Origin of the sequence: Halapricum hydrolyticum, assembly GCF_025517535.1 — an archaeon.
GTDB lineage: Archaea > Halobacteriota > Halobacteria > Halobacteriales > Haloarculaceae > Halapricum > Halapricum hydrolyticum.
Window position 1 is genome coordinate 1 of sequence record NZ_JAOPKC010000032.1, and the last position, 20768, is coordinate 20768.

At 65.6% G+C, this 20768-nt stretch carries 23 protein-coding genes and 1 pseudogene; 6 read left to right on the top strand and 18 right to left on the bottom strand.

Annotation, left to right across the window (positions count from 1 at the left end; all coding sequences use genetic code 11):
* Positions 1-110 precede the first annotated feature (110 nt).
* Positions 111-944: a TrmB family transcriptional regulator gene (locus OB916_RS15920; protein ID WP_315910287.1), complete on the bottom strand. Its 834-nt coding sequence runs from the start codon at positions 942-944 to the stop codon at positions 111-113.
* 309 nt (positions 945-1253) lie between these two features.
* Between OB916_RS15920 and OB916_RS15925 the strand changes: the two genes are divergently transcribed.
* A complete protein-coding gene (locus tag OB916_RS15925) occupies positions 1254-2249 on the top strand; it encodes a transcription initiation factor IIB (protein WP_315910288.1) in 996 nt (331 codons plus the stop codon).
* Positions 2250-2274: 25 nt separating this feature from the next.
* Positions 2275-3204: a prenyltransferase gene (locus OB916_RS15930; protein WP_315910289.1), complete on the top strand. Its 930-nt coding sequence runs from the start codon at positions 2275-2277 to the stop codon at positions 3202-3204.
* A gap of 5 nt (positions 3205-3209) precedes the next feature.
* Here OB916_RS15930 and OB916_RS15935 read toward each other — a convergent pair whose 3' ends face one another.
* From OB916_RS15935 to pth2, 7 genes are all read right to left on the bottom strand, one after another.
* A complete protein-coding gene (locus OB916_RS15935) occupies positions 3210-3407 on the bottom strand; it encodes a DUF7511 domain-containing protein (protein ID WP_315910290.1) in 198 nt (65 codons plus the stop codon).
* A gap of 187 nt (positions 3408-3594) precedes the next feature.
* Positions 3595-4266 (bottom strand): SOS response-associated peptidase, encoded by a 672-nt coding sequence (locus OB916_RS15940; RefSeq protein ID WP_315910291.1) that lies wholly within the window; start codon positions 4264-4266, stop codon positions 3595-3597.
* A gap of 66 nt (positions 4267-4332) precedes the next feature.
* Entirely contained in the window at positions 4333-5202 is an 870-nt protein-coding gene (locus tag OB916_RS15945; protein ID WP_315910292.1) for a methyltransferase domain-containing protein, read from the bottom strand.
* Positions 5195-5590 carry a hypothetical protein gene (locus tag OB916_RS15950; RefSeq protein WP_315910293.1) on the bottom strand — a complete coding sequence of 132 codons (396 nt, stop codon included), beginning with the start codon at positions 5588-5590 and terminating at the stop codon, positions 5195-5197. Before OB916_RS15950 ends, OB916_RS15945 begins: the two co-directional genes overlap by 8 nt.
* A gap of 58 nt (positions 5591-5648) precedes the next feature.
* Entirely contained in the window at positions 5649-6326 is a 678-nt protein-coding gene (gene psmB, locus OB916_RS15955) for an archaeal proteasome endopeptidase complex subunit beta (RefSeq protein WP_315910294.1), read from the bottom strand.
* The gene (gene psmA, locus OB916_RS15960) at positions 6319-7062 is read right to left on the bottom strand and encodes an archaeal proteasome endopeptidase complex subunit alpha (protein WP_315910295.1); all 744 of its coding nucleotides are present in this window, start codon (positions 7060-7062) and stop codon (positions 6319-6321) included. Before psmA ends, psmB begins: the two co-directional genes overlap by 8 nt.
* A 151-nt stretch (positions 7063-7213) precedes the next feature.
* The gene (gene pth2, locus OB916_RS15965) at positions 7214-7552 is read right to left on the bottom strand and encodes a peptidyl-tRNA hydrolase Pth2 (RefSeq protein ID WP_315910296.1); all 339 of its coding nucleotides are present in this window, start codon (positions 7550-7552) and stop codon (positions 7214-7216) included.
* Between the two features lie 151 nt (positions 7553-7703).
* On the opposite strand from pth2, the gene rio1 reads away from it, so the two are divergent.
* The 4 genes from rio1 (at position 7704) to OB916_RS15985 (ending at position 11260) form a co-directional block, all read left to right on the top strand.
* Positions 7704-8585, top strand: a complete 882-nt coding sequence (gene rio1, locus OB916_RS15970) for a serine/threonine-protein kinase Rio1 (protein WP_315910297.1) — start codon at positions 7704-7706, stop codon at positions 8583-8585.
* A gap of 31 nt (positions 8586-8616) precedes the next feature.
* Positions 8617-9480 (top strand): winged helix-turn-helix domain-containing protein, encoded by an 864-nt coding sequence (locus OB916_RS15975; protein WP_315910298.1) that lies wholly within the window; start codon positions 8617-8619, stop codon positions 9478-9480.
* Between the two features lie 80 nt (positions 9481-9560).
* Entirely contained in the window at positions 9561-10925 is a 1365-nt protein-coding gene (locus OB916_RS15980; protein WP_315910299.1) for an MFS transporter, read from the top strand.
* Positions 10926-11092: 167 nt separating this feature from the next.
* Entirely contained in the window at positions 11093-11260 is a 168-nt protein-coding gene (locus OB916_RS15985; RefSeq protein ID WP_315910300.1) for a ferredoxin, read from the top strand.
* On the opposite strand, the gene OB916_RS15990 is transcribed toward OB916_RS15985, so the two are convergent.
* The 10 genes and pseudogenes from OB916_RS15990 to OB916_RS16035 all read right to left on the bottom strand — a co-directional run.
* Positions 11257-12264 (bottom strand): AIR synthase family protein, encoded by a 1008-nt coding sequence (locus OB916_RS15990; RefSeq protein ID WP_315910301.1) that lies wholly within the window; start codon positions 12262-12264, stop codon positions 11257-11259. The two genes, OB916_RS15985 and OB916_RS15990, sit on opposite strands and share 4 nt — an antisense overlap.
* Positions 12261-13379, bottom strand: a complete 1119-nt coding sequence (locus tag OB916_RS15995; RefSeq protein WP_390884100.1) for an ABC transporter ATP-binding protein — start codon at positions 13377-13379, stop codon at positions 12261-12263. Before OB916_RS15995 ends, OB916_RS15990 begins: the two co-directional genes overlap by 4 nt.
* Before the next feature lie 43 nt (positions 13380-13422).
* Entirely contained in the window at positions 13423-15228 is a 1806-nt protein-coding gene (locus tag OB916_RS16000; RefSeq protein ID WP_315910303.1) for an ABC transporter permease, read from the bottom strand.
* Between the two features lie 63 nt (positions 15229-15291).
* Positions 15292-16362 carry a thiamine ABC transporter substrate-binding protein gene (locus OB916_RS16005; protein ID WP_315910304.1) on the bottom strand — a complete coding sequence of 357 codons (1071 nt, stop codon included), beginning with the start codon at positions 16360-16362 and terminating at the stop codon, positions 15292-15294.
* 265 nt (positions 16363-16627) lie between these two features.
* Entirely contained in the window at positions 16628-16966 is a 339-nt protein-coding gene (locus tag OB916_RS16010; protein WP_315910305.1) for a carboxymuconolactone decarboxylase family protein, read from the bottom strand.
* A gap of 113 nt (positions 16967-17079) precedes the next feature.
* Positions 17080-17826: a lipoate--protein ligase family protein gene (locus OB916_RS16015; RefSeq protein WP_315910306.1), complete on the bottom strand. Its 747-nt coding sequence runs from the start codon at positions 17824-17826 to the stop codon at positions 17080-17082.
* On the bottom strand, positions 17823-18092 hold the full coding sequence (locus OB916_RS16020; protein ID WP_315910307.1) for a hypothetical protein: 270 nt from the start codon (positions 18090-18092) through the stop codon (positions 17823-17825). Before OB916_RS16020 ends, OB916_RS16015 begins: the two co-directional genes overlap by 4 nt.
* 62 nt (positions 18093-18154) lie before the next feature.
* A complete protein-coding gene (locus OB916_RS16025) occupies positions 18155-18562 on the bottom strand; it encodes an OsmC family protein (RefSeq protein ID WP_315910308.1) in 408 nt (135 codons plus the stop codon).
* 119 nt (positions 18563-18681) lie between these two features.
* The gene (lpdA, locus tag OB916_RS16030; protein WP_315910316.1) at positions 18682-20091 is read right to left on the bottom strand and encodes a dihydrolipoyl dehydrogenase; all 1410 of its coding nucleotides are present in this window, start codon (positions 20089-20091) and stop codon (positions 18682-18684) included.
* A gap of 195 nt (positions 20092-20286) precedes the next feature.
* A pseudogene (locus OB916_RS16035) lies at positions 20287-20559 on the bottom strand (biotin/lipoyl-containing protein); the annotation flags it as partial.
* Positions 20560-20768: the final 209 nt, after the last annotated feature.

Here is a 20768-nt window from a genome sequence, read left to right on the forward strand (position 1 = left end):
GGCATCATCGTTCGTCGGGTGGCGCGGTCGCGCCACCCTTGCCTGCTGTGAACTCCAGCTACTGCTGAGAACTGACCAACAATCCTCTACACAAGAGCGATCCGTATGAGTCAGGGACTCGTGAAACTGTCGACGCCGGACGGATCGACGGCGCGTGCGAGCAGCGGTCGTAGCATCTTCACCAGCGGGGCACGTTCGCTGTCGGTCCAGACCGCGCGATGGTTGCTCACGCCCGGCAGCGACGAGGCGGCGTCCGCGCTGACGAGCATCGACTCGCCGTCGACCATCAGTACGGCACTGACTGCTCCGGGCCGGACAGGGTAGGCCTCCCACCAGGTCCAGGTTTCGACGACCCGGGCGGTCGCGGCGGTCGCTGCCACCCGATCGCGGATGGGCTCACCCGGCGATCCGACGACGACTGAGACCCCGCGCTCGGCGGCCTCGTCGAGCGCCGCCAGCAACTGATCGGTGAGCAACTCCTCGACTGCCAGCGCGAGCAGGACCTCATCCTCGGCCGCCAAGACGAGTTCGCGGAGCCGCTCGCTCACTTCCGTCGATCCCTCCATCACCCAGACGTCGACGCTTTCGTCCTCCCTGGCCGGCGATTCGAGACGGGGAAACAGCTCACGCAGACGGTCGAGATGGCTCGTGTACTGTCGGTCGAGCGTCGCGACCGCTTCGTCCGGACCGGACGCACGGAAGCGTCGCGGCGTCGACTGCTGGATGTCGACCAGTCCGCGGTCGCGCAACGTCTCCATGCAGTCGTAGACTCGCGCCTGCGGGATGTCGGCGACCTCCGCAACCTCCTTTGCCGTTCCGGTGGCGATCCGGGATAGCGCGACGAAACTCTTGGCCTCGTATTCAGTCAACTCGAACCGCTGGAGTAAGTCGACGGACTCCTCGACGACCGCGTCGATTCCGCCCGGTGATGTATGTCCTGTCATGGTGAGACGCCTCGATGATCTGGGAGCCTTTCGCAAGGGATCGATAAAGTCGCTTTGATTTTTCTATTATCCTCGAAACGTGATAGAGTATCTGTTCGCGGCGAACTCGTGCCGGTCCGTGCGGCAGGTTCTTGATCACGACAGCGTTTCCAAACCGACCGCCACGGTGACTACTCGAATCGGGCCCGCCGGAACAACCGTCAGTCGCACGCGGAACGATTGCCGGCAGGGTCAGATTTATACCGAAACAGATCTTTTTCTACGATAGAAAAAAACGTCCGGGCCGGCACCGGGCGAGGCTAATCAACGATGTCAGAAACCAACACCCGCTTTCGATCCCACGCACAGACCCGAACCGCACGCCAGCGAACGCAGAACGAGCAGGAAACCGAAGACAGCGACGAGCTGGCCTGTCCCGAATGTGGTGCGACCGGAATCACCGTCGAGAAGCGCGGCGAGACCGTCTGCGAGGAGTGTGGCGTCGTCATCGAGGACGACATGATCGACCACGGCCCGGAGTTGCGGGCCTTCGACTCCCGGGAACGCGACCAGAAATCGCGCGTCGGCGCGCCCTCGACGAAGACGCTCCACGACAAGGGGCTGTCGACGAAAATCGACTGGAAAGACAGCGACGCTAGCGGGTCGGCGCTGTCGGCACGCAAGCGCTCCCAGATGGTCCGGCTTCGCACCTGGGACGAGCGGTTCCGTGCCAAGAGCGCCCGCGAACGCAACCTCAAGCAGGCGCTCGGCGAGATCGATCGCATGGCCTCCGCGCTGGGCCTGCCGAAGAACGTCCGCGAGACAGCAGGAGTGATCTACCGGCGGGCGCTGTACGACGACCTGTTGCCCGGCCGATCGATCGAGGCGATGGCGACGGCGTCGCTGTACGCCGCTGCACGGCAGGCCAATACGCCACGGAGCCTCGACGAGTTCCAGCCGATCAGCCGCGTCGACCGCCAGGAGTACGCCCGCGCGTACCGATATCTGGGCCGTGAGCTGGGTCTGGCGATCGAGCCGGCCGACCCGGCGAAGTACCTCCCACGGTTCGCCTCCGAACTCGAAGTGCCGGAAACGGTCGAACGCCGCGCACGAGAGCTGCTCGAAACGGGCAAGTCCCAGGGCGTCCACTCCGGAAAGTCACCCGTCGGACTGGCCGCCGGCGCGCTGTACGCCGGCTCGCTGCTGACCAACGAGCGGATCACCCAGCAGACCATCGCCGACGAGACCGACGTCAGCGAGGTCACGATCCGCAACCGCTACCAGGAACTGCTCGACGCTCACGAACGGGCCGAACAGGGCGCGTGAGAGAGTAATATATACTGAGCAACCAATGGCGACGCGTCCGTCGACAGGCGCCGGTGAAATACTCGACGTCCAGCTGCGGCCGTATCTGCGCGTAGCACGCCTTCCGTTTCTCGCACTGCCCGTCACGCTCGTCGTGCTGGGCGTCACAGCGGCCGCCCGGGACGGGTCGATCGTCCCCGTGCGCTCGCTGCTGGCACTGATCGGGTTGCTCGCGGCCCACGTCGCGGTCAACGCGCTCAACGAAGCCAGCGACTACGAGCGCGGCATCGATCAGCGAACCGATCCGACGCCGTTCAGCGGCGGCAGCGGTGCCCTCCCGGACGGCGAGTTGCAGCCGGGGGACGCGCGACGGTTCGCCTATCTCGCCGCCGGGGTTGCAGCGGGGGTCGGCGTGTACTTCCTCGCTACCGTCGGCCCCGCGGTCGTGCCGCTGCTGGTCGCCGGTGCCGTGTTCGCGATCGGGTACACCGACGTGTTCGCCCGGGTCGCCCTCGGCGAGGTCGTCGCCGGACTCGGACTCGGTGGACTGCCGGTGCTCGGCGTCGCACTCGTGCAGGACGGAGCAGTCGGCCCGACCGCTGTCGCCGTGACCGTGCCCGCCTCGTTGCTGACGGCTGCGCTGCTGTTGCTCAACGAGTTCCCGGACGAACACGCCGACCGGACCGGCGGCCGCCGGAACGTCGTGCTGGTATTCGGGAGGCGACGCGCCGCCTGGACGTACGTGCTGGTCGCGCTCGCCGTGCCGGCGTCGCTGCTCGGTCTCGTCGCACTTGGACGGCTACCGACCTGGGCACTCCTGGGCGTCGTCCCGTCGCTGTTGCTCGCTCGCCCGCTGTCGTGGGCACTGTACAGACCCGAGCAGTCAGTGCCGGTCGAGAGGCTGCGAGACAACGTCGCCTGGATTCTCGGGACGAACCTCGCGGTCGCGATCGGGATAGCGGCCGCCGGTATGTGACCGGATTATCTCATTTCCTCGAGCGAACACACGTCACTGACGTCGGCAGTGAGCCAGTGTGCCGCCCGGTCGTCGTCGGTCATCCCCGGGGCGTCGAGATACAGCGTCACCTCACCGCCGTCGCGTGCCACCCGCACCGTCCCTCGCGTCGGATCTTCACTGTCGAACGATCCATCCTGCGGCGCGTGGTGGATTCCGCTCATGTATGTCAATTCTTCAGGAACGTTAATAATGATATCGAAACGGACCGAACACTGCAGTGCCCTGAACAACTGCGCCGGCAGTTGCCCATACGGTCTATATAAGTCTGTTCCGCATCGGTCTACGCAGTCGTACGATCAGAGCGAGAAATCGTTACAGCAATCACTATCAGGAGATGGTTTGACGCCGTCACGCGAACTCGTCGAGTCCGGTCTGGGTATCGGGTTCGATCTCCTCGAGCACGCCCGGATCGTCGTTGCTCGGATCGTTGACCCGCGTCGAGACCGGATAGGCGTGCCACTCCGAGGCCGGCGGCGGATCGAGCACTTCTCGGTCAGCCGTCGAGAGCCACCGCTGTTGCTCCTCGGAGGCGAGGACGACCGCCATCCGGTGGTGTAGCGGCTCGACGACCGCGTTCGGCTCGGTCGTGACGACGGTAACAGTCCCCTCGACTCCGTCGTTGCCCTCCTGGCGCTCGAACAGTCCGGCCATCGCGAAGGGGTCGCCGTCGGTCCGCTCGACGCGATAAGGCTGACTCCCACCGCGAGTGTCGGCCCACTCGTAGAACCCGTCGGCGAGCACGAGACACCGCCGTCGCTCGAAGGCCTCGGCGAAGGTGGGTTTCTCGGCGAGCGTCTCCGCGCGGGCGTTGATCGGCCGCGGCGCGTCGTCGGGGTCGGCCCACGACGGCAGCAGCCCCCACTCCAGCAAGTCGATCGTCTCGGGTGCGTCGTTACATACGACGGCCAGCTCTTCCCGTGGAGCGATGTTGTACCGCGGTTCGAGCGACTCGACCGCCGTCGCGTCGAAGCGCTCCTCCAGCCGTGACTGCGGCGTGAACAGCGAGGTCCGGCCACACATGCCTCAGTGTTGGGACCACGACCGAATAGAGGCGTCGCTGAACGCTCAGAGGACACGAGGCAGCCGTCAGCGCTCTCGATGGCCGGTGATCAAGTAGTGTCGAAGCGCTGGCAGCGCCGGTCTCGTGGCCTCGACCTGTTCGCGCACCGCGTCCAGATCGACGCCAGCCCGAGCCAGTAGCCGACCGGCGATCGTGCCCGCAGGAGTTCGGACCAGGGCCAGAAACAGCGCCGCCCAGAACCCGAACCGGCCGACGCTGTGCGCTGTCAGATCGTCGTAGCGCACCCTCGAAAACCCGACCGACGGGACGAGTTCCCGGTAGCGAGAGAGAGGCACCAGCGGTGCCATGTCCCAGGCGTCGGTGAACCGCTCGATCGTCGCCGGGTCGGCGGTCGTCTCGTGCACGAGATCCGTCAGCGCCATCACGCCGCCCGGTTCGAGCACCCGGGCGATCTCTTCGAGCAGAGCACGCTTGTCCCCGACGTACGGGGTCGCGTCGAGGACGACACAGGCCCGGACGCTGTCGGTCGCGATCGGCAACCGCGTGGCGTCGCCAACCAGTACCGCGATCCCGGCGTCCGCCTCGCGAGCGGTCGCCCGCGCCCGTCGAACGTTGTCCGCGACCAGGTCGACGCCGGTCACGTCGAAGCCGAACCGCCGTGCGAAGACGACGCTCGGGCCGCCGCGACCACAGCCGACGTCCAGCAATTCGACGCCCGCCGAGTAGCCGAGCCGCAACGTCAGTCGACGGCCGACCTCGGCGGCGAGACGACGCTGGGTCGACAGGGCCGGATACGGCAGATACCGGGGAGCGTATCCGAGGTTGAGAAACCGGTCCGTCTCGATCAACAGATCGAGCGCGTCCCAGACGGCGGCGGCCTCGGTCTCTCCGCGGAACTGTGCCCGCACTTGCTGGCGGCGATCGCGATCAGTCATCGCCCGACACGACCGAATAGCACGCCTCGGGATCACAGAGCCCCGTCGCGGCACAGTCCCGCGGGCGCTGGTACTCCATGTTCCGGTGGCGTGCGAGGTAGGTGACGTAACCGTCGTCGACGCGATCGAGCTTCTCGTGACAGAGCCACTTCGCGCCGAACCGACCGGCGCCGAGTCGACGATACGGACACCGAAACACCGTGAGTTCGCGACCGTCGAGAGACGCCGTATCGGAGATCGACACGCCTACCGCCCTGTATGCGAGTCTGAGTCGAGAGACGACCTGTTCTGGTGTGTGCGCACCGAGAAAGAGAACGTGTGCGGCCAGGTATCCGAACCCGTGCAGGAGGCGTTCCAGGACGCCGCTGGGCTGGTCGTCAGGCGCCATACAGAGCGTTCGGACGCCCGAACAATAAGACACGGGCCTCGAGAGCGGGGACGTCGCCTTACAGCAGCTCGGTGACGTCGTCGTAGTCCTCGATCTCGACGCCCTCGTCAGTGACTTCGGCGACGTAGATCCCGTTACCGGAGCCGGTGTCGCGTTCGGTCGCGGCGTTGACCGCCCGCGCGGCCAGGGTCTTGGCCTCCTCGATGGAGAGATCCTCGCTGTACTCGCCTTCGAGCGCACCGTGGGCCAGTTGCATGCCGCTGCCGGTGACGGTGTAGTCGTCTTTCATGACGCCGCCTGCGGGGTCGATGCTGTAGACGTGGCTGCCCTCCTCGTCGACGCCCCCGAGGATCGGGTTGATCGCGATGAACGGGCCGCCGCGGGCGAAGTTGCCCGCGAGCGTCGCCAGCGCGTGGATGCTCATCGACTCGCCGCGACGCGCCTCGTAGAGGTTCGATTCGACGCGAAGCGAGCGGATGAACGACTGGGCCCCGCCGACGCTGCCCACGAGGGTAAGCGCAGCGGTCGGGTGGATCTGCTCGACCTTCTGGACGTTCTTGTTCGAGACGAAGCGGCCACCGAGGCTGGCGCGCTTGTCCGTGGCGATCACGACGCCGTCGTCGGTCGCGATGCCGACGGTCGTCGTCCCGGTCTTTGCGACCGGCTCGTCGTCGGCTTCGGGGACGTCCTCGAAGCCGCCCAGTTCCGGTTCGTAGGGGTCGAAATCGTTATGCATCGTCTTCACCTCCGAGGTCGCGGTCCTCGATGTGTTCGGCGAGCGTCTCCTCCTCGACCGGCCGGACCTGCTCGGTGTCGACGGGGACGGCCGTCATCTCGACGCCCGAGGCTGTGAGCCCGTCGTCGCTGGCTTCCGCGAGCGCTTCCAGCGCGAGTCCGATCCCATCCTCCAGCGAGAGGTCGTCCTCGTAGTTGTCTTCGAGATACGACTGGATGTCGTCGCGACCGCCGCCGACGGCTGTCGCCTGCCACTCGTAGGGCGTGCCCGACGGATCAGTCTCGAACAGGCGCGGCTCGCCGTTCTCGACGCCACCGACCAGGAGCGCGACGCCGAAGGGTCGTGCACCGCCGGTCTGGGTGTACTCCTGAATGTGATCGGTCACGGCTTTCGTCAGCGTCTCGACGCCGATCGACTCGTCGTAGCGCAGGTTCTCGACCTGTGCCCGCCGTCGGGCGAAGTCGATGAGCTTGCGGGCGTCGGCCACGTGACCCGCGCTCGCGAGCGCGATGTGGTCGTCGACACCGTGGATCTTCTCGATACTCTCCTCTTCCATGAGCGGGGAACGCGCCCGCCGGTCGGCCGCCAGGACGACGCCCTCGGGCGTCCGTACGCCGACGCTGGCGCTGCCGCGCTTGACTGCCTCGCGTGCGTACTCGACCTGGTAGAGCCGTCCGTCCGGCGAGAAGATAGTGATTCCCCGGTCGTAGGCCTGCTGTTCGTGATTTCCTTGCATTGTGTCGGTGTTCACTCCGGGTTAGGGTGCGACATACATAAGTCTTTTAGAAAGGTATAAATATTTGGTTGGGTTGCGGTCGTCATCCTGTCGGCTGTACGTTCGTGGTGATTTTCGACACCTCGGGTGCCGAAATCCAGACAGGCTGTTATCAGTACAGACTGAGATCGCCGGTAACAGCGTCGACCCGGTCGTCGGCCGCGGGTCCGACCGCCAGTGCGGTGACGGTGCCGGGTTCGAGCTGGGTATGCCCGGCGTCCCGAACGACTGCGTGGGGGATCCCCTCTGTCTCGGCCTTTTCCGCGAGTTCGAACAGTTGTGATTCGCCGCTGGCCTGGAGGACGATCTTCTTCTGGCCGCTGCCTTTCCACTCCTTGCGCGCGCTCGTCGTCGCGTCCTCGTAGGCCGAAAGCGACGCGTGAGCGACCTGGGCTGCCAGTTTTCCTTCGCCCATGCCCAGATCTGCGCGGGCGACGATGGCCTGTTTCATGTCCGGTGGGAAACGGCCGCGAGATAAATGCCTGCCTACTCCCGTAGCGCTGGCGGATCTCAGCACCGCCGGGCCGCTGTCCCGCCAGCTCCTGGACGCTCGTCCAGGAAGGCCCGGTTCTTTTGGTCGTTGACCACCAACCTCCAGGTAGATGACAGAGGAATTCGAACTCGTAGCGCCCGAGGCGGTCGATTCGCCCGGTGACGAGTGGGAGGAAATCGACGTCGCCGACACCGAGGCCGACCGGATCGCACGCCGACGGGATCGCGAGTTCAACGAGTTCCGCAAGCGGATCAAAGACACCGAACGGTTCAAACTCGAGGAGTCGGTGTTCGACGAGGCCACATACGCCGCAATCTACAAACTCGTCCAGGACGGCTACATCGACGCCTTCGGCGGCCCGATCTCGACGGGCAAGGAGGCAAACGTCTACACGGCGAAAGCGGGCGATCAAACGGTCGCGGTCAAAGTCTACCGGATCAACGCCAGCGACTTCAAGGACATGCGCGGATATCTCGACGGCGATCCGCGCTTCGAGGGGATCGGCCAGGACAAACGCAAGGTCGTCATGGCCTGGGTCCGCAAGGAGTTCGCCAACCTCAAGCGCGCCAAACAGGCTGGCGTCCGGGTCCCGAATCCGATCGCCGTCGAGCGAAACGTCCTCGTGATGGAATACATCGCAACCGACGGCGACCGCGCAAAGCGACTCAACGAGGTCCACATCGAGAACCCCGAAACTGCCTACGAGGTCGTCCGGGAGTACATGCGCCGGCTGTACGACGCCGGGCTGGTCCACGGGGATCTCAGCGAGTACAACATCGTCTTTCAGGAGGGGCAACTCGTGGTAATCGACCTCGGGCAGGCCGTCACGAAACACCACCCCAATGCGGGAGACTTCCTCGAACGCGACTGCGAAAACGTCGCTGCTTTCTTCGCCCGACAGGGGATGGAGATCACGGGCGAGCAGCTGTACGACTACATTACAGACGACGAGCGGACGGCGTCCGACGAGGACGCGGCCGACGACCCCTGAGAGTTTTGGTGGCGTCTGCCGAACGACAGGTATGGACGATCGAGAGACGACCGATGGCCCGGAGCCTGCGCCGGACGTCGAGGACGCCTTCTCGCTTCTGGCCGACGAGACGCGGTTGTCGATCCTTCGGGAACTCTACGCCCGGGACGAGCCGCTGACGTTCTCAGAGCTACGCGAACGGGTCGGGATGCGCGATAGCGGCCAGTTCAACTACCACCTGGGGAAGCTCAAAGGGCAGTTCGTCGAGCAGACAGACGGGGGCTACGAACTGACGATGAGCGGGTTTCGCGTGCTCGGGGCGGTGTTCGCCGGCTCCTACGACGAGCAGACGATCGACCCGATCCCGATCGACGATCCGTGCCCGCTGTGTTCGGGCGGGCTGGAGGCCATCTACGACCGTGATCACTTCGAGATTACCTGCGAGGACTGTGAGACCAACATCGTCGCCTACCCCGCGCCGCCGGGCATCCTTCGTAGCCGCGACCGCGAGGAACTTCCCGAGGTATTCTCGCGGTATGCCCGGCACATCCTCGGGCAGATCACCGACGGATTCTGTCCGTTCTGCCTGGGACCGACCGCGGTCGAACTCGACGTCGAGAAGGTCGAGGGGATCGGAGCGAACCACCAGTGTCAGCACTGTGGCGTCGACATGACGATGTCGACCGGCGTCTCGCTCCTCCAGGTCCCGGACGTCGTCGCGTTCGCCCGCGAGCACGGCGTCGATTTACAGGACACGCCACTGTGGGCCCTGGATCCGCTCTTCACGGGGGATGAACGTCTCGTCGAGGACGCGGACGATCCGGCCACTATCGAGATTGACGTCATCATCGACGACGAGACGCTCACCGTCCGCCTCGACGACCAGCTGACCGTCCTCGAAACGATACGATCCTGACAGAAAGAGGTTTCTGTATCAGCCCCTACAGAAGTGTAATTCTGATTATATTTATTGTCTACCCTCGCCATCCAGTAGATATGCGATCACTGTTCCGCAATCGGGATTTCAGGCGTCTGTTCGCAGGGCGGTTGATAACAAACGTCGGGGACAGCCTCTACTTCGTGGCGGCGACGTGGCTGGTTTACGATCTGACAGGCAACCCGGCCTTTTCGGGACTGGCGGGGTTTCTCGTGATGGCACCGCAAGCATTGCAGGCCTTCGCCGGGCCGCTGGTCGATCGCTGGGATCTCCGGCGACTGCTCGTGGGAACGCAACTCGTTCAGGGTGCTGTCATCCTGTCGTTGCCCGTCGTAGCACACCTGGGATGGCTGTCGGTGTGGGTCGTCCTGACGGTGATGCCCTTGCTCAGTCTGCTCAACCAGTTCGTCTATCCCGCACAGTCGGCCGCGCTCCCGCGGATCGTCGAACGCGAGGAGCTCGTCGGTGCGAACTCGCTTTTCAGCCTGGCCTACCAGGGCACTGAGCTGGTCGCCAACGCAGCCGGCGGTATCCTGGTCGCGCTTGTTGGTGCCGTCACGCTGTTCGCCATTGACTCGGTCACGTTCGCGGCGGCTGCGTTGCTGTTCGCGACGGTGTACGTCCCGGCGGCAGGGGCTGGCGACGAGACGGCGAGCGACGCCGACGAATCGACCACCGGAACTGCGACAGCAGTGGCCGACGGGGGGGCCGACTCGGCCGGCGGGGAGCGTCCCGACGACGGACATCCCGACGAGCCCGAAGGACGTCCCGGCAAATCCGGAGGAAGTCCCGACGAGCCCGAAGGGTATCTCGACTCGCTTCGGGACGGGATCGGATTCGTCCGCGGGACCGTGCTGGCACCGATCGTCATCGGAGCGGCGATGGTGAACTTCGTGGCGAGCGGCTCGACGATCGGCGTGCTGCCGGCGTTCGCGGACGGGCTCGGCGGGCCAGAGGCCTACGGGGCGTTGATGGCCGCGATCGCCGGCGGCATGCTCGTCGGCGCACTCGTCGCCTCCGGTCTCGACGAGCTGCCCTTCGGCTGGCTCTCGATCGGGGCCTTCCTCGTGAGCGGGAGTCTCTGGATCGTCGCGATCGCCGTGGACTGGCTGCCGGCGACGGTCGTGTTGCTCGCGATCGCGGTCGTCCCGATCGGCGCGAGTAACGTCCTGCTATCGTCGATCGTCCAGTCCGTGGTTCCCGATCGGCTGCTCGGTCGCGTCTCGGGGCTGCTCGGCAGCGCCTCGACCGCGGCTGTCCCGGCTGGGGCGCTGCTTGGCGGCGTGGCCGCGTCGGTCGTCGATCCGGGGATCGTCATGATCGCCGGCGGAGCGAACGTCCTGCTGCTGGCGGGGTACTGGCTGGCACACCCACAACTCCGTCGCATGGGGCCGGCCGGCGAAGTCGAGACGCTCGCGGCCTGAGGGCGATCGTTGCAGCTATCTTCCGGTGTGACTGCCTGCCCGACGGCAACGGATCCGGAAGACAGCAAGCCAGGGTGGCATCGTTCACGGTTCCACAGCCCCGTTGCCAGTGGCTGGGAATTCCCGTGACCCCCTTTTATTGGGGGTTGCAACTATCCGCCGGAACAATGGTTTCAGTAGACGAGTCGATCTGTACGGGTTGTCAGGTGTGCGTTTCGGTCGCACCGGAAACGTTCGAGATGGACGGCGGCCTCGCTGTCGCCGTCAGCGACGAGGTCACGCCCGAAGCCGAGCAGGCGGCCGAGCAGTGCCCGGTCGACGCGATCTCGCTCTAGGACTGCGAGAGTCGTTCTGCGGCCTTCCAGGAGGGATCAGTAGCCGGAGGTTCGACTCGGTGGCCGTCGGCGTAGACACCGCTTCCATCTCGCACTCGTCCGACGATAGCCGCTGGAGTCCCTCGTTTTTCGAGCGCGGCGACGACGTCGGCAGCGTCGCCGCGCTCGGCGGCGATCAACAGCGTCCCGCAACTGGTCACGTGCCAGGGATCGACGTCGATCGCGTCACAGACCGCCTCGACGCCGTCGGCCATCGGCACCGCCGCTGAGTCGATCTCGAAGCGGACGCCTGCACCGTCGGCCATCTCGTTCAACCCACCGGCGATACCGCCTTCCGTCGCGTCGTGCATCGCGGTGACGGCCCCGGCACGGTGGGCCGCCAGTGCGTCGGCGACTGCCGGAACGTCCGCCACACGCTCCTGGGCAATCGCGACCGCCTCTGGATCGATACCGAGTCGCTCCGGATACAGCGTCGCGAACAGCCCCGCGACCTCCGCGGCGGGACCGGTCGACATCACGATCGCATCACCCGGCTGCGCGCCGTCCGGGCGGACCAGGTCGTCCGGGTCGCCGACGCCGACTGCCGTCCCCGAACCGATCCAGGAGCTGTCGACACCCGGATAGCGCCCGACGTGTGTCGCGGTCACCTCGACGCCCAGTTCGCTGGCGTGGGCATCGATCCCCCGCCAGACGGCCGTCAGCTCGTCCACGTCGTAGTCGGGCGGAAGCGTCAGGCTGAGTGTGAGGTGGCCGGGTGCGACCCCCGAAACCGCCACGTCCGAGAGGACGATGTCGACGGCCAGTCGGCCGGCGCGTTCGCGGCCGAGTGCCGGAAGGACCGACAGCGGATCGGTCGCGACGACGGCTGCCCGTCCGCCGAGTTCGAGGACGCCGAAGTCGATCCCGGCCGTCGGTCCGAGGGTCACCTCCTCCCGGTCAGCACCGAGGTTCGGGGCGACCACCCGCTCGAAGAAGTCGGCGTCGATCTTCCCGAGGTCAGTCATGGTGCCTCCAGGAAAGTCGCGCTTTCAGGATCGAACGACAGTGTCACTGTTCCACTCGGCGGTTCGTCGGCGTCAGTCTTGACGAGCAACTCCCGGCCCTGCCACTCGCAGTGGACGCGGTAGGCGTCGCCCATGAACTCGACCGTTTCGACGGTTGCAGATAGCGTGATCGGGCCGTTCGAACCCCCCAGTCGGGATGACCCGTCCTCGACGATCGAGAGCGATTCAGGCCGGATCGACAGCGTCACCTCTCGATTCGTGTCGGAAACACCGTCAACGGGGATCGTCGTCCCCGAGCCGTGGGCGGTAGTCGTCGCTTCGGCCAATCCGCCGCCAGGATCGAGGCTGACTCGTGGCGGATCGGTGGAGACGACGACGCCGTCAAGCAGGTTGTTGTCGCCGACGAACTCGGCGACGAAGCGAGTCGCCGGCTCGCGGTAGATCGCCTCCGGCGGGCCGACCTGTTCGAGGTGACCGTCGGCGATCACGGCCACGCGGTCCGAGATCGCCAGCGCCTCGGACTGGTCGTGAGTGACGTAAATCGTCGTAATGTCGAGCTCCTGCTGGATCTCCCGGATCACGACGCGCAGGCGCTCCCGAAGTCGGGCGTCCAGTGCCGAGAGGGGTTCGTCCAGCAGGAGGACGTCGGGGCCGGGCGCGAGCGCGCGGGCCAGCGCGACCCGCTGTTGCTGGCCGCCTGAGAGTTCTTCGGGCTCGCGATCGCCCATCCCCTTCATGTCGAGCAGTTCCAGCAGTTCGGTGACGCGTTCCCCGGTCGACTTGCCATCCGGTGGATCGCGGTAGCGCAGTCCGTAGGCGACGTTCTCGCGGACGGTCATGTGCGGGAACAGCGCGTAGTTCTGGAAGACGATACCGACGTGTCGATTCTCGGGAGGAACGCCCGCGACGTCTTCGCCGCCGATCTCGACGCGACCGGAATCGGGCGTCTCGAACCCGGCGATCGTTCGCAACGTCGTGGTCTTGCCACAGCCGGAAGGACCGACCAGCGTGAAGAACTCGCCCGTCTCGATCGACAGCGAGACGTCCTCCAGCGCGGGGACGTCGTCGAAGGCGACCGAGACCTCGCGGAGCGCAACGTCGCTCACGGGAACCACCACCCGCGCGTTCGCGTCACGAACCGCAACCCTGGCGCTCGAATCACGGCTCCCACCGCCCGCCGAGGCGATCGATGACGACAAAACTGAGGCCCGTCACTGCGAGCAGGACGGTCCCCATGGCCGTCGCCGGGCCGAGGTTGGGGCCGAGCGAGCGCGTCCCGACGTACCGTTCGAGCGCGACCGGCATCGTGTAACTCTCGACGCCCTCCGCGAGTAAGACCGTCGAATCGAACTCGCCGATACTGATCGCGAACGCGAAGGCAGCCCCCGCCAGCAGCGCCGGCGCGACCAGCGGGAGTTCGATCTCGACCAGCGCTCGCAAGCGCGTCGCACCCAGCGAGCGGGCGACCTCCCGGAGCCGCGGGTCGAGCCCGCCCAGCGCGGGCGCGACGTTGCGCGTCACGAACGGATAGGCCGCCGCGGCGTGGGCGAAGACGATCGCAACCGGACCGATCACGACGAGCCGATGGCCCGCGACCGTCGTCCCGAAGACGAACGTCAGAAGGAGTCCGATCCCGACGACGATTCCGCTGACCGCCAGCGGCGCGGTCAAGATTGCCTCGGCGAGTCGGCTCCCGCGACCGCCACGCGTCGCGACGATAGCGACGACAGTCCCCATCGGAATCGCAAGCAGCAGCGTCCCCGCTCCGAAGACCAGCGAGTTGATCACGGCCGGCAGCGGTCGGACAGTGCCGACGGCCCCGGAGGACTGGCGGGCCAGCAGGAACTCGTAGTAGGCAGTCGTGAACTGCCCGCTCGGATCGGTGACGCTCTCGACGAGCAGGCTGACCAGCGGCCCGACGATCACGACGGCGACGACGACCGCGTAGCCGGCGATCGCCAGCCGCCGGGGATCGACGAGCGTCCGCCAGCCGATCGACAGGCGCTCGCGCGAAAGTGACTGGCCGGCACCGCGGGTCGTGACCTGCCGGTTCTCGAAGCGCAGGTAGACGTAGATGAACGAAAGCGAGAGGAACGTCTCTAGCGTCGCGAGCGTCGCGGCCTCCTGGAGTGCCAGCGACTGGACGCGGGCGTAGATCCACACCTCAACGGTCGCCAGATCGAGCCCGCCGAGCGTCAACACGATCGGGAACGACATGAGCGTAAACACGAACGTCAGCACGGCCCCGGTGAGGATCGCCGGCAGTAACGCCGGCAGGACGACGTCCAGAAAGGCCCGAAATCGGGAGGCACCGAGCGAACGGGCGCTCTCGACTTGCCGGCGGTCGACGCCCTCCCAGGCGGTCGCGACCAGCCGCGTTACCAGCGGCGCATTATAAAAGGCGTGGGCGATGACGATGATCTGCAACGTCCCGAGCAACTCGATCGGACCCAGTCCGCCCACGCCGAGCAGGTCGTTGGCGAACCCGCGTCGGCTGAACATCGCGCGGAAGCCGACCGCGACCAGGATCGACGGCAGCACGAACGGCACGAGCGTCAGCGACCGAATCGTCCGCCGGCCCCGGAACTCGTAGCGAGCCAGCACGTACGCCCCGGGCAGTCCGAGCAACACGCTCGCGACCGTCGACAGCGCCGCCTGGTAGGCAGTAAACCCGAACAGGCCGAGTCGGACCGACGGGAAACCGGCCGCGATCCAGTCGGCGATTCCGGCCGGGACGCCGAACGGGTCGACGAACAGGTGGTGCGCGACACCGGTGTAGAAGGGATCCGTCAGGACCGCCCTAATCGGTTTGATCGTCAGCCGACCGCCATCGCGGACGGCCGCCGCCAGCACGTGTCCGACCGGGTAGTAGAAGACGACCACCAGGACGGCGATAGTCGCCGCTACGGCGGCGGGGAGCGCGACACGCTGGAACGCCCGGGAGAGATTCCAGTCAGCAGTCATGGTTCTGTCCAAATATCGATCCGCACCGCCATCGCCACGACAGCAGCCAGTCGATGACGATCACTAACCGACGATCTGACGGGCCCACTGGTCGATCCACTCGTCGACGTTGCCCTGTAGTTCCTCGTACGTGTGCGTGACGGTTTCGGGCGGCTCGTAGGCGTACTGGGAAAACTCGTCGCCGGGATCGGCGTCCTCGACGGCCGGGAACTGGACGTTCCGGACGGCGATTTCGGCCTGGTGTTCGGGCTGCAGGACGAACTCCATGAACGCCAGTGCGAGGTCGGCAACGTCGGAGTCGGCGAACCGGGCCATCGCCTCGGGGTTGGCGTATCCCTGATCCTCGATGAAGCCGACCTGGTGGCGGGACATGTCCACGTCGGGACCGTGATAGTACACCTGATCGGTCGAATAGGAGACGACCATCGGGGCCTCCCCGTCGAGATAGGCGTTGTATGCAGGCTCCCAGTCGCTGAGGATCTGGACGCCGTTGTCGTCGAGTCCCTGCCAGTAGTCGAGATACTCGTTCGCGCCCCGGTTGGCGATCGTCCACAGCAGGAACGCTCGTCCGGGATCGGACTGCTGGGCGTTCTGTGTGATCAGCGCGTTCTCGTAGGCCGGGTCGAGCAGATCGTCGAACGTCTCCGGCGGGTCGACCTCGTCCTCGTCGTAGACGAGACTGATGTAGCCGGTGTCGTAGGCCACGGCCCGCCCCTCGGGATCGATCTCCAGGTCCGAGTTGATCGCGTCGGCCCGATCGAGATCCGACCGCGATTCGAGAAACAGCTCCGCGTCGAGTTGGGTTTCGGCACGGACGAGTTCGGCGGTGTTCAGCCCGACGTACATGTCGGCGCTGACGTCCGAGCCCTGCTGTTTCTGCAGGACGTACTGGTTGAGACCGTTCTCCGGCACGGCGAACTCGACGGTCACGTCGTCGTGTTCGTCCTCGAACGCCGATTTGAGGTAGTTTCCGGCCGTGTCTTCGCCGGTGAACGACGAGTAAGTCGCGACCGTGAGCGTCTGCTCCGAGTCGCCCGTAGTCGTCGTCCCGTTCTGATCGTCGCCGCCGGTACAACCCGCCAGCGCGACGACTGATCCAGCACCCGCGGTCTTGAGGAACGTTCGACGCCTCATTACTCGGTTGTTGTACCGAGTGATATTAAACTGCACGCACCAGACTCGCGAGAGCACGGTCGCCGAGACAGCACGACACGAACCACGCGTGCGTCGACAGGTGGGGCAGGCCGGGTACTCCGGAGTCGTCCGGAAACCGCCGGCTTTCGGAAGCACGAAAACCGACGAGTCTCGAACGACTCGACCGCGAGGCGGTTCACTGTCCGCCGTTTGAGATCCGACCCAAAAAGGTGCTGACGCTTTCGAAAAGGCTGTCGCCGGCGGATCAGTCCCGGTCGAACGCCTGCAGCGTCTCGTAGGCTTCGGTGGCGTACATCAGCGCCGGGCCGCCACCCATGACGACGGCAATCTCGAGCGCTTCGACGATCTCGTCCTCGGTCGCGCCCGCTTCCAGCGCTGCGTCGAGGTGCCAGACGATACAGTCCTCACACCGGAGCGTAACGCCCATCGCCAGCGACATCAATTCCTTCGTCTTCGCGTCCAGCGCGCCGTCGCTCTCGGCGTTGTGGACAAAGCCCATGAACGACTCGATAGAGCTCGCTTCGCCGGCAAACGACTGTACGTTCTGCTTTTTTTCCGCGACTGCGTCTTCTGGGGATTGCATATCCGTTTTCCGGCTGAGTTTGGAGGAATAAAGGCATTTACAAATGGAGTTCTAGGTGAGAGCTGCCGACATTCGGTCGTACCACGCAGATATCCACTCCGGGCGGCGTGTCGCTACAGCTGCCGGTTCCACTCGTCGGTCGTAAACTGTTCGTCGGCGAGTTCGCGGGCGTCCGCGATCACGTCGTCGGACAGCCCGCCCTCGACGGTATCGTAGTATTCGCCGGTGGCGTCGATCATCGCGTCGACAACCTCGCTGCGGCTGGCGTCGATGTGGTCGCCGATGCGGGCGACGCGCTTCTCGGCGGACTTGATCGCCTTGTCGGAGACTTTCTCCTCGCCGATCCGGAGCACGCGCAACATCTCCGCGATGTCAAGTTCGTAGCTCATAGTCGTGTGATGGAGGACGGCGCCGTCGGTTCGAAGCTGAGCGGCACCGCCGATCTTGCCTTCGGGGTGAGCGATGTCGTTCAGCGGCTCGTGGCGGACGTCCAGCCCGAGAGCCCGAAGTGCGTCGATGGCGAACTGGTCGAGTTCGGCGTAGCTCTCCTCGACGTCGTCCGAGACGGCCTCGCGCGGGAGATACAGCGAGTAGGTGATCACCGCACCCGGCTCGACGTACATCGCGCCGCCGCCGGTGATCCGGCGGACGACGTCGATGTCGTGTTCGTCGACGTAATCGGTGGCGACCTCGTCGCCGTAGGCCTGGAAACGGCCGAGCGGGACCGCCGGCGTCTCGCGATACCAGAGCCGCAACGTCGGTTCGATCTCGCCCGCTGCCAGCCGGTCGACCAGCACGCGCTCCAGGGCCTGCTGGACGGGCTCGCTGTACGTCCCTGAGTCGACGACGCGCAGGTTCATTCGATCGCCTCCAGCGTCGCCTCGACGAGGTGGTCGGTGTCGAAGCCGATGAACCGTGCGTCGACGCTCTCGATCGCTTCGAGTAGCGTCTCGCGATCGACCTCGAAGGAGTGACCCTCAATCGCGGCCTCCAGGTCGGTTCGAGCGTCCGGTGGTTCGAGGAAGAAATCGCCCGTCACCTGGGCGGACTCGATACGGCGGTCGCCCGAGACGGTTACCTCGACGAGTTTGCCGTCCGGTACCTTGACTGATCCACGATGGTCCATAGAAGGCAAAAGGGCGGAGCGTGTTTTTGCGTGTCGGTCTCTGCTCTCGGCAGCCAGAATGTCTATGCTGTCGCAGTCGCGAACGCCTCGTCCTGGACGGTCACGTCGGCGTGCAGCTCCTCGCGCAGTGCAGTATGGACGTGACAGAACTGCTCGCCCAGCTCGACCAGTTCCTGCGGGTCCTCGACGGCGGCCTCGACTTTCAGCGTGAAGCTGATCGACTCAAGGTCGTCGTTCTCGGTCAGGTCGGCCTTGGCCTCGATCTCCATCTTGCCGAGATCGTCGTAGCCGGACTTGCGTGCGCCCATCCGAACCGCCGGCAGGAAACACGCCGCGTAGTCGGCGACCAACACCGAGTTCGGATCGGGACCGGTCTCGTTCATCGGGTCGATCCCGACCGCGAAGTCGCCGATGACGCTCTCTGTGTCGAAGCCGTCCGTGTTCGTCGTCGTCAGGGTGATATCTGCCATGCCTGTATTGTGCGATCAACACCATACAGTAAAAGACTTTGTGGATTCATTGCGATCAAGTAGCCTTGATGAAGAGAAAAAGAAATCAAAAAACGTTATTGATCAGTGTATCGATTCGATCACCGGGTGTGGACAGCCTCACCAGCGGCGTCGGCGGCGGCTTCCATGATCGCCTCCGAGAGGGTGGGGTGGGTGTGGACCGTGCCGGCGAGTTCCTCGATCGTGAGGCCGTGTTCGACCGCCAGCGCTGCCTCGCCGATCAGTTCAGAGGCCTCGGGCGCGACGATCTGGGCGCCGAGGACGCTCCCGGTCGGCTCGTCGGCGACGATCCGGACGAAGCCCTCGGGTGCCTCGACGGTCAGTGCGCGACCGTTGCCCTTCAGCGGCATCTGCCCGACTGCGGGCGTATAGCCGGCGTGTTCGGCTTCCTCGCGGGTCAGCCCGACCGTCGCGACCTCGGGATCGGTGAAGACGGCGGCGGGCATCGCAGCGTGATCGAGCGCGGCGGGTTCGCCCGCGATCGCGGCCGCGGCGACCTCACCCTCGTGGCTGGCCTTGTGTGCGAGCATCGGTTCGCCCGCCACGTCGCCGATGGCGAAGACGTGTGCGCGCTCGGTCCGGCCCTGGGCGTCCGTCGGGATGAACCCGTCCTCGTCGGGTTCGATCCCCAGCGCGTCGAGACCGACCGTGTCGGTGACCGGCTCCCGGCCGGGCACCGAGAGGATCGCGTCGGCGGTCAGTTCCGCCGCGTGCCCGTCCTCGTTTTCGGTGTGGACGGCGACGGCGTCGCCGTCCCGTTCCCAGTCGGCGGCGAGTTCGCCGAAGCGGAAGTCGATTCCCAGGTCGACGGCTTCCCTGCGGATCACCTGCGAGATGTCCTCGTCGTAGGTCGGGAGGACGTCGTCGAGCATTTCGACGACCGTCACGTCCGTTCCGAGCTTCGCGAAGACGGTCGACAACTCCATGCCGATGTAGCCCGCGCCGACGACGACCAGCGAGTCCGGGACCGCCTCGAGATCGAGCGCGTCCCGCGAGTCGAGGACGTACTCGCCGTCGGGTTCGAACCCGGGGATCTCGATGACGCGGCTCCCGGTCGCGACGATCGCGTTCTCGAAGGCGAGCGTCGAGGTTCCGTCCGCTGTCTCTATTTCGGCGACGTGGTCGTCGACGAACCGCGCGGCCCCCTCGACGAGCGTGGCTCCGGCCGCTCGACAGAGGTTCTCGACGCCGCCGGTGAGCCGGTCGACGACGCCGTCCTTCCAGTCGACGAGTTGTGCGAAGTCGACCTCGACTTCTGCGGTGATCCCGAGGCTTGCGGCGGTCCGTGCCTCGTGAGCGACCTCGCTCCCGTGGATGAGCGCCTTCGAGGGGATACACCCGTAGTTCAGGCAGGTCCCGCCGTAGGCGTCGCGCTCGACGAGCGTGACCCCGAGTCCGAGCTGGGCAGCCCGGATCGCCGCCACGTACCCGCCCGGACCGGCCCCGACGATCAGGACCTCCGTCTCATCGTCGGCGTCCTCCGGAACGATGCCCTCGGAGACGCGGGAGACGGCCGACCCGGGTTCGTCCTCGTCAGCTCGCGAGACCGCGGAAGTCGGTTCGTCGTCGCTCTCGTCATCGCCCACCCGAGAGACAGCCTGGGTCGGTTCGCCGTCAGTCGATTCCTCGTCGTCCTCGGACATCGCTTCGACTTCGTCGACTTCCTCGTAAGCGACGAGGGGTTCGCCGACAGGGATGTCGTCGCCCACCGAGTGGAGCAGCTCGGTGACGACCATCGCCCCGGGCGCGGTGACCTCGATGACCGACTTGTCGGTCTCGACGTCGGCGATCCGGTCACCGGCCTCGACCATGTCGCCGGCCTCGACGTGCCAGGCGACGAGTTTCCCCTCATCGCTCCCGTCGTCGCATTCCGGCATCTCGAATTCCATTGTCATCACCTCGATATCGCGACTGTACCACCAATAGGGCTTTGATACGCTAGTCATCCATATGATCATTTATTAAAAACACATAACTACACACGTCAGCACGCACGGTCAAACAGCAGTATCGCATTCCCTTATTTACCGCCCGCAGACAGAAACGAATCATATGGCTTTCTCGGGGTCGAAAAGCGACCTTTGGAATTGAAAAGATCGTCAGTGTCGCCGTCAAGCGGGGTTATCTCTTTCGACGAGTTGAAGTTAGTCCAGTGGAGAAAATCCAC

Excerpts from the sequence above, each read along its gene's own strand:
- OB916_RS15925 (WP_315910288.1), top strand. The coding sequence starts at position 1,254 with ATGTCAGAAACCAACACCCGCTTTCGATCCCACGCACAGACCCGAACC.
- OB916_RS15980 (WP_315910299.1), top strand. The coding sequence starts at position 9,561 with ATGCGATCACTGTTCCGCAATCGGGATTTCAGGCGTCTGTTCGCAGGG.
- rio1 (WP_315910297.1), top strand. The coding sequence starts at position 7,704 with ATGACAGAGGAATTCGAACTCGTAGCGCCCGAGGCGGTCGATTCGCCC.
- OB916_RS16000 (WP_315910303.1), bottom strand. The coding sequence starts at position 15,228 with ATGACTGCTGACTGGAATCTCTCCCGGGCGTTCCAGCGTGTCGCGCTC.
- pth2 (WP_315910296.1), bottom strand. The coding sequence starts at position 7,552 with ATGAAACAGGCCATCGTCGCCCGCGCAGATCTGGGCATGGGCGAAGGA.
- OB916_RS15950 (WP_315910293.1), bottom strand. The coding sequence starts at position 5,590 with ATGGCGCCTGACGACCAGCCCAGCGGCGTCCTGGAACGCCTCCTGCAC.
- psmA (WP_315910295.1), bottom strand. The coding sequence starts at position 7,062 with ATGCAAGGAAATCACGAACAGCAGGCCTACGACCGGGGAATCACTATC.
- OB916_RS16005 (WP_315910304.1), bottom strand. The coding sequence starts at position 16,362 with ATGAGGCGTCGAACGTTCCTCAAGACCGCGGGTGCTGGATCAGTCGTC.
- psmB (WP_315910294.1), bottom strand. The coding sequence starts at position 6,326 with ATGCATAACGATTTCGACCCCTACGAACCGGAACTGGGCGGCTTCGAG.
- OB916_RS15985 (WP_315910300.1), top strand. The coding sequence starts at position 11,093 with ATGGTTTCAGTAGACGAGTCGATCTGTACGGGTTGTCAGGTGTGCGTT.
- OB916_RS15930 (WP_315910289.1), top strand. The coding sequence starts at position 2,275 with ATGGCGACGCGTCCGTCGACAGGCGCCGGTGAAATACTCGACGTCCAG.
- OB916_RS15990 (WP_315910301.1), bottom strand. The coding sequence starts at position 12,264 with ATGACTGACCTCGGGAAGATCGACGCCGACTTCTTCGAGCGGGTGGTC.
- OB916_RS15945 (WP_315910292.1), bottom strand. The coding sequence starts at position 5,202 with ATGACTGATCGCGATCGCCGCCAGCAAGTGCGGGCACAGTTCCGCGGA.
- OB916_RS16025 (WP_315910308.1), bottom strand. The coding sequence starts at position 18,562 with ATGGCAGATATCACCCTGACGACGACGAACACGGACGGCTTCGACACA.
- OB916_RS15920 (WP_315910287.1), bottom strand. The coding sequence starts at position 944 with ATGACAGGACATACATCACCGGGCGGAATCGACGCGGTCGTCGAGGAG.
- OB916_RS16015 (WP_315910306.1), bottom strand. The coding sequence starts at position 17,826 with ATGAACCTGCGCGTCGTCGACTCAGGGACGTACAGCGAGCCCGTCCAG.
- OB916_RS15940 (WP_315910291.1), bottom strand. The coding sequence starts at position 4,266 with ATGTGTGGCCGGACCTCGCTGTTCACGCCGCAGTCACGGCTGGAGGAG.
- OB916_RS16010 (WP_315910305.1), bottom strand. The coding sequence starts at position 16,966 with ATGCAATCCCCAGAAGACGCAGTCGCGGAAAAAAAGCAGAACGTACAG.
- OB916_RS15975 (WP_315910298.1), top strand. The coding sequence starts at position 8,617 with ATGGACGATCGAGAGACGACCGATGGCCCGGAGCCTGCGCCGGACGTC.
- OB916_RS15935 (WP_315910290.1), bottom strand. The coding sequence starts at position 3,407 with ATGAGCGGAATCCACCACGCGCCGCAGGATGGATCGTTCGACAGTGAA.
- OB916_RS16020 (WP_315910307.1), bottom strand. The coding sequence starts at position 18,092 with ATGGACCATCGTGGATCAGTCAAGGTACCGGACGGCAAACTCGTCGAG.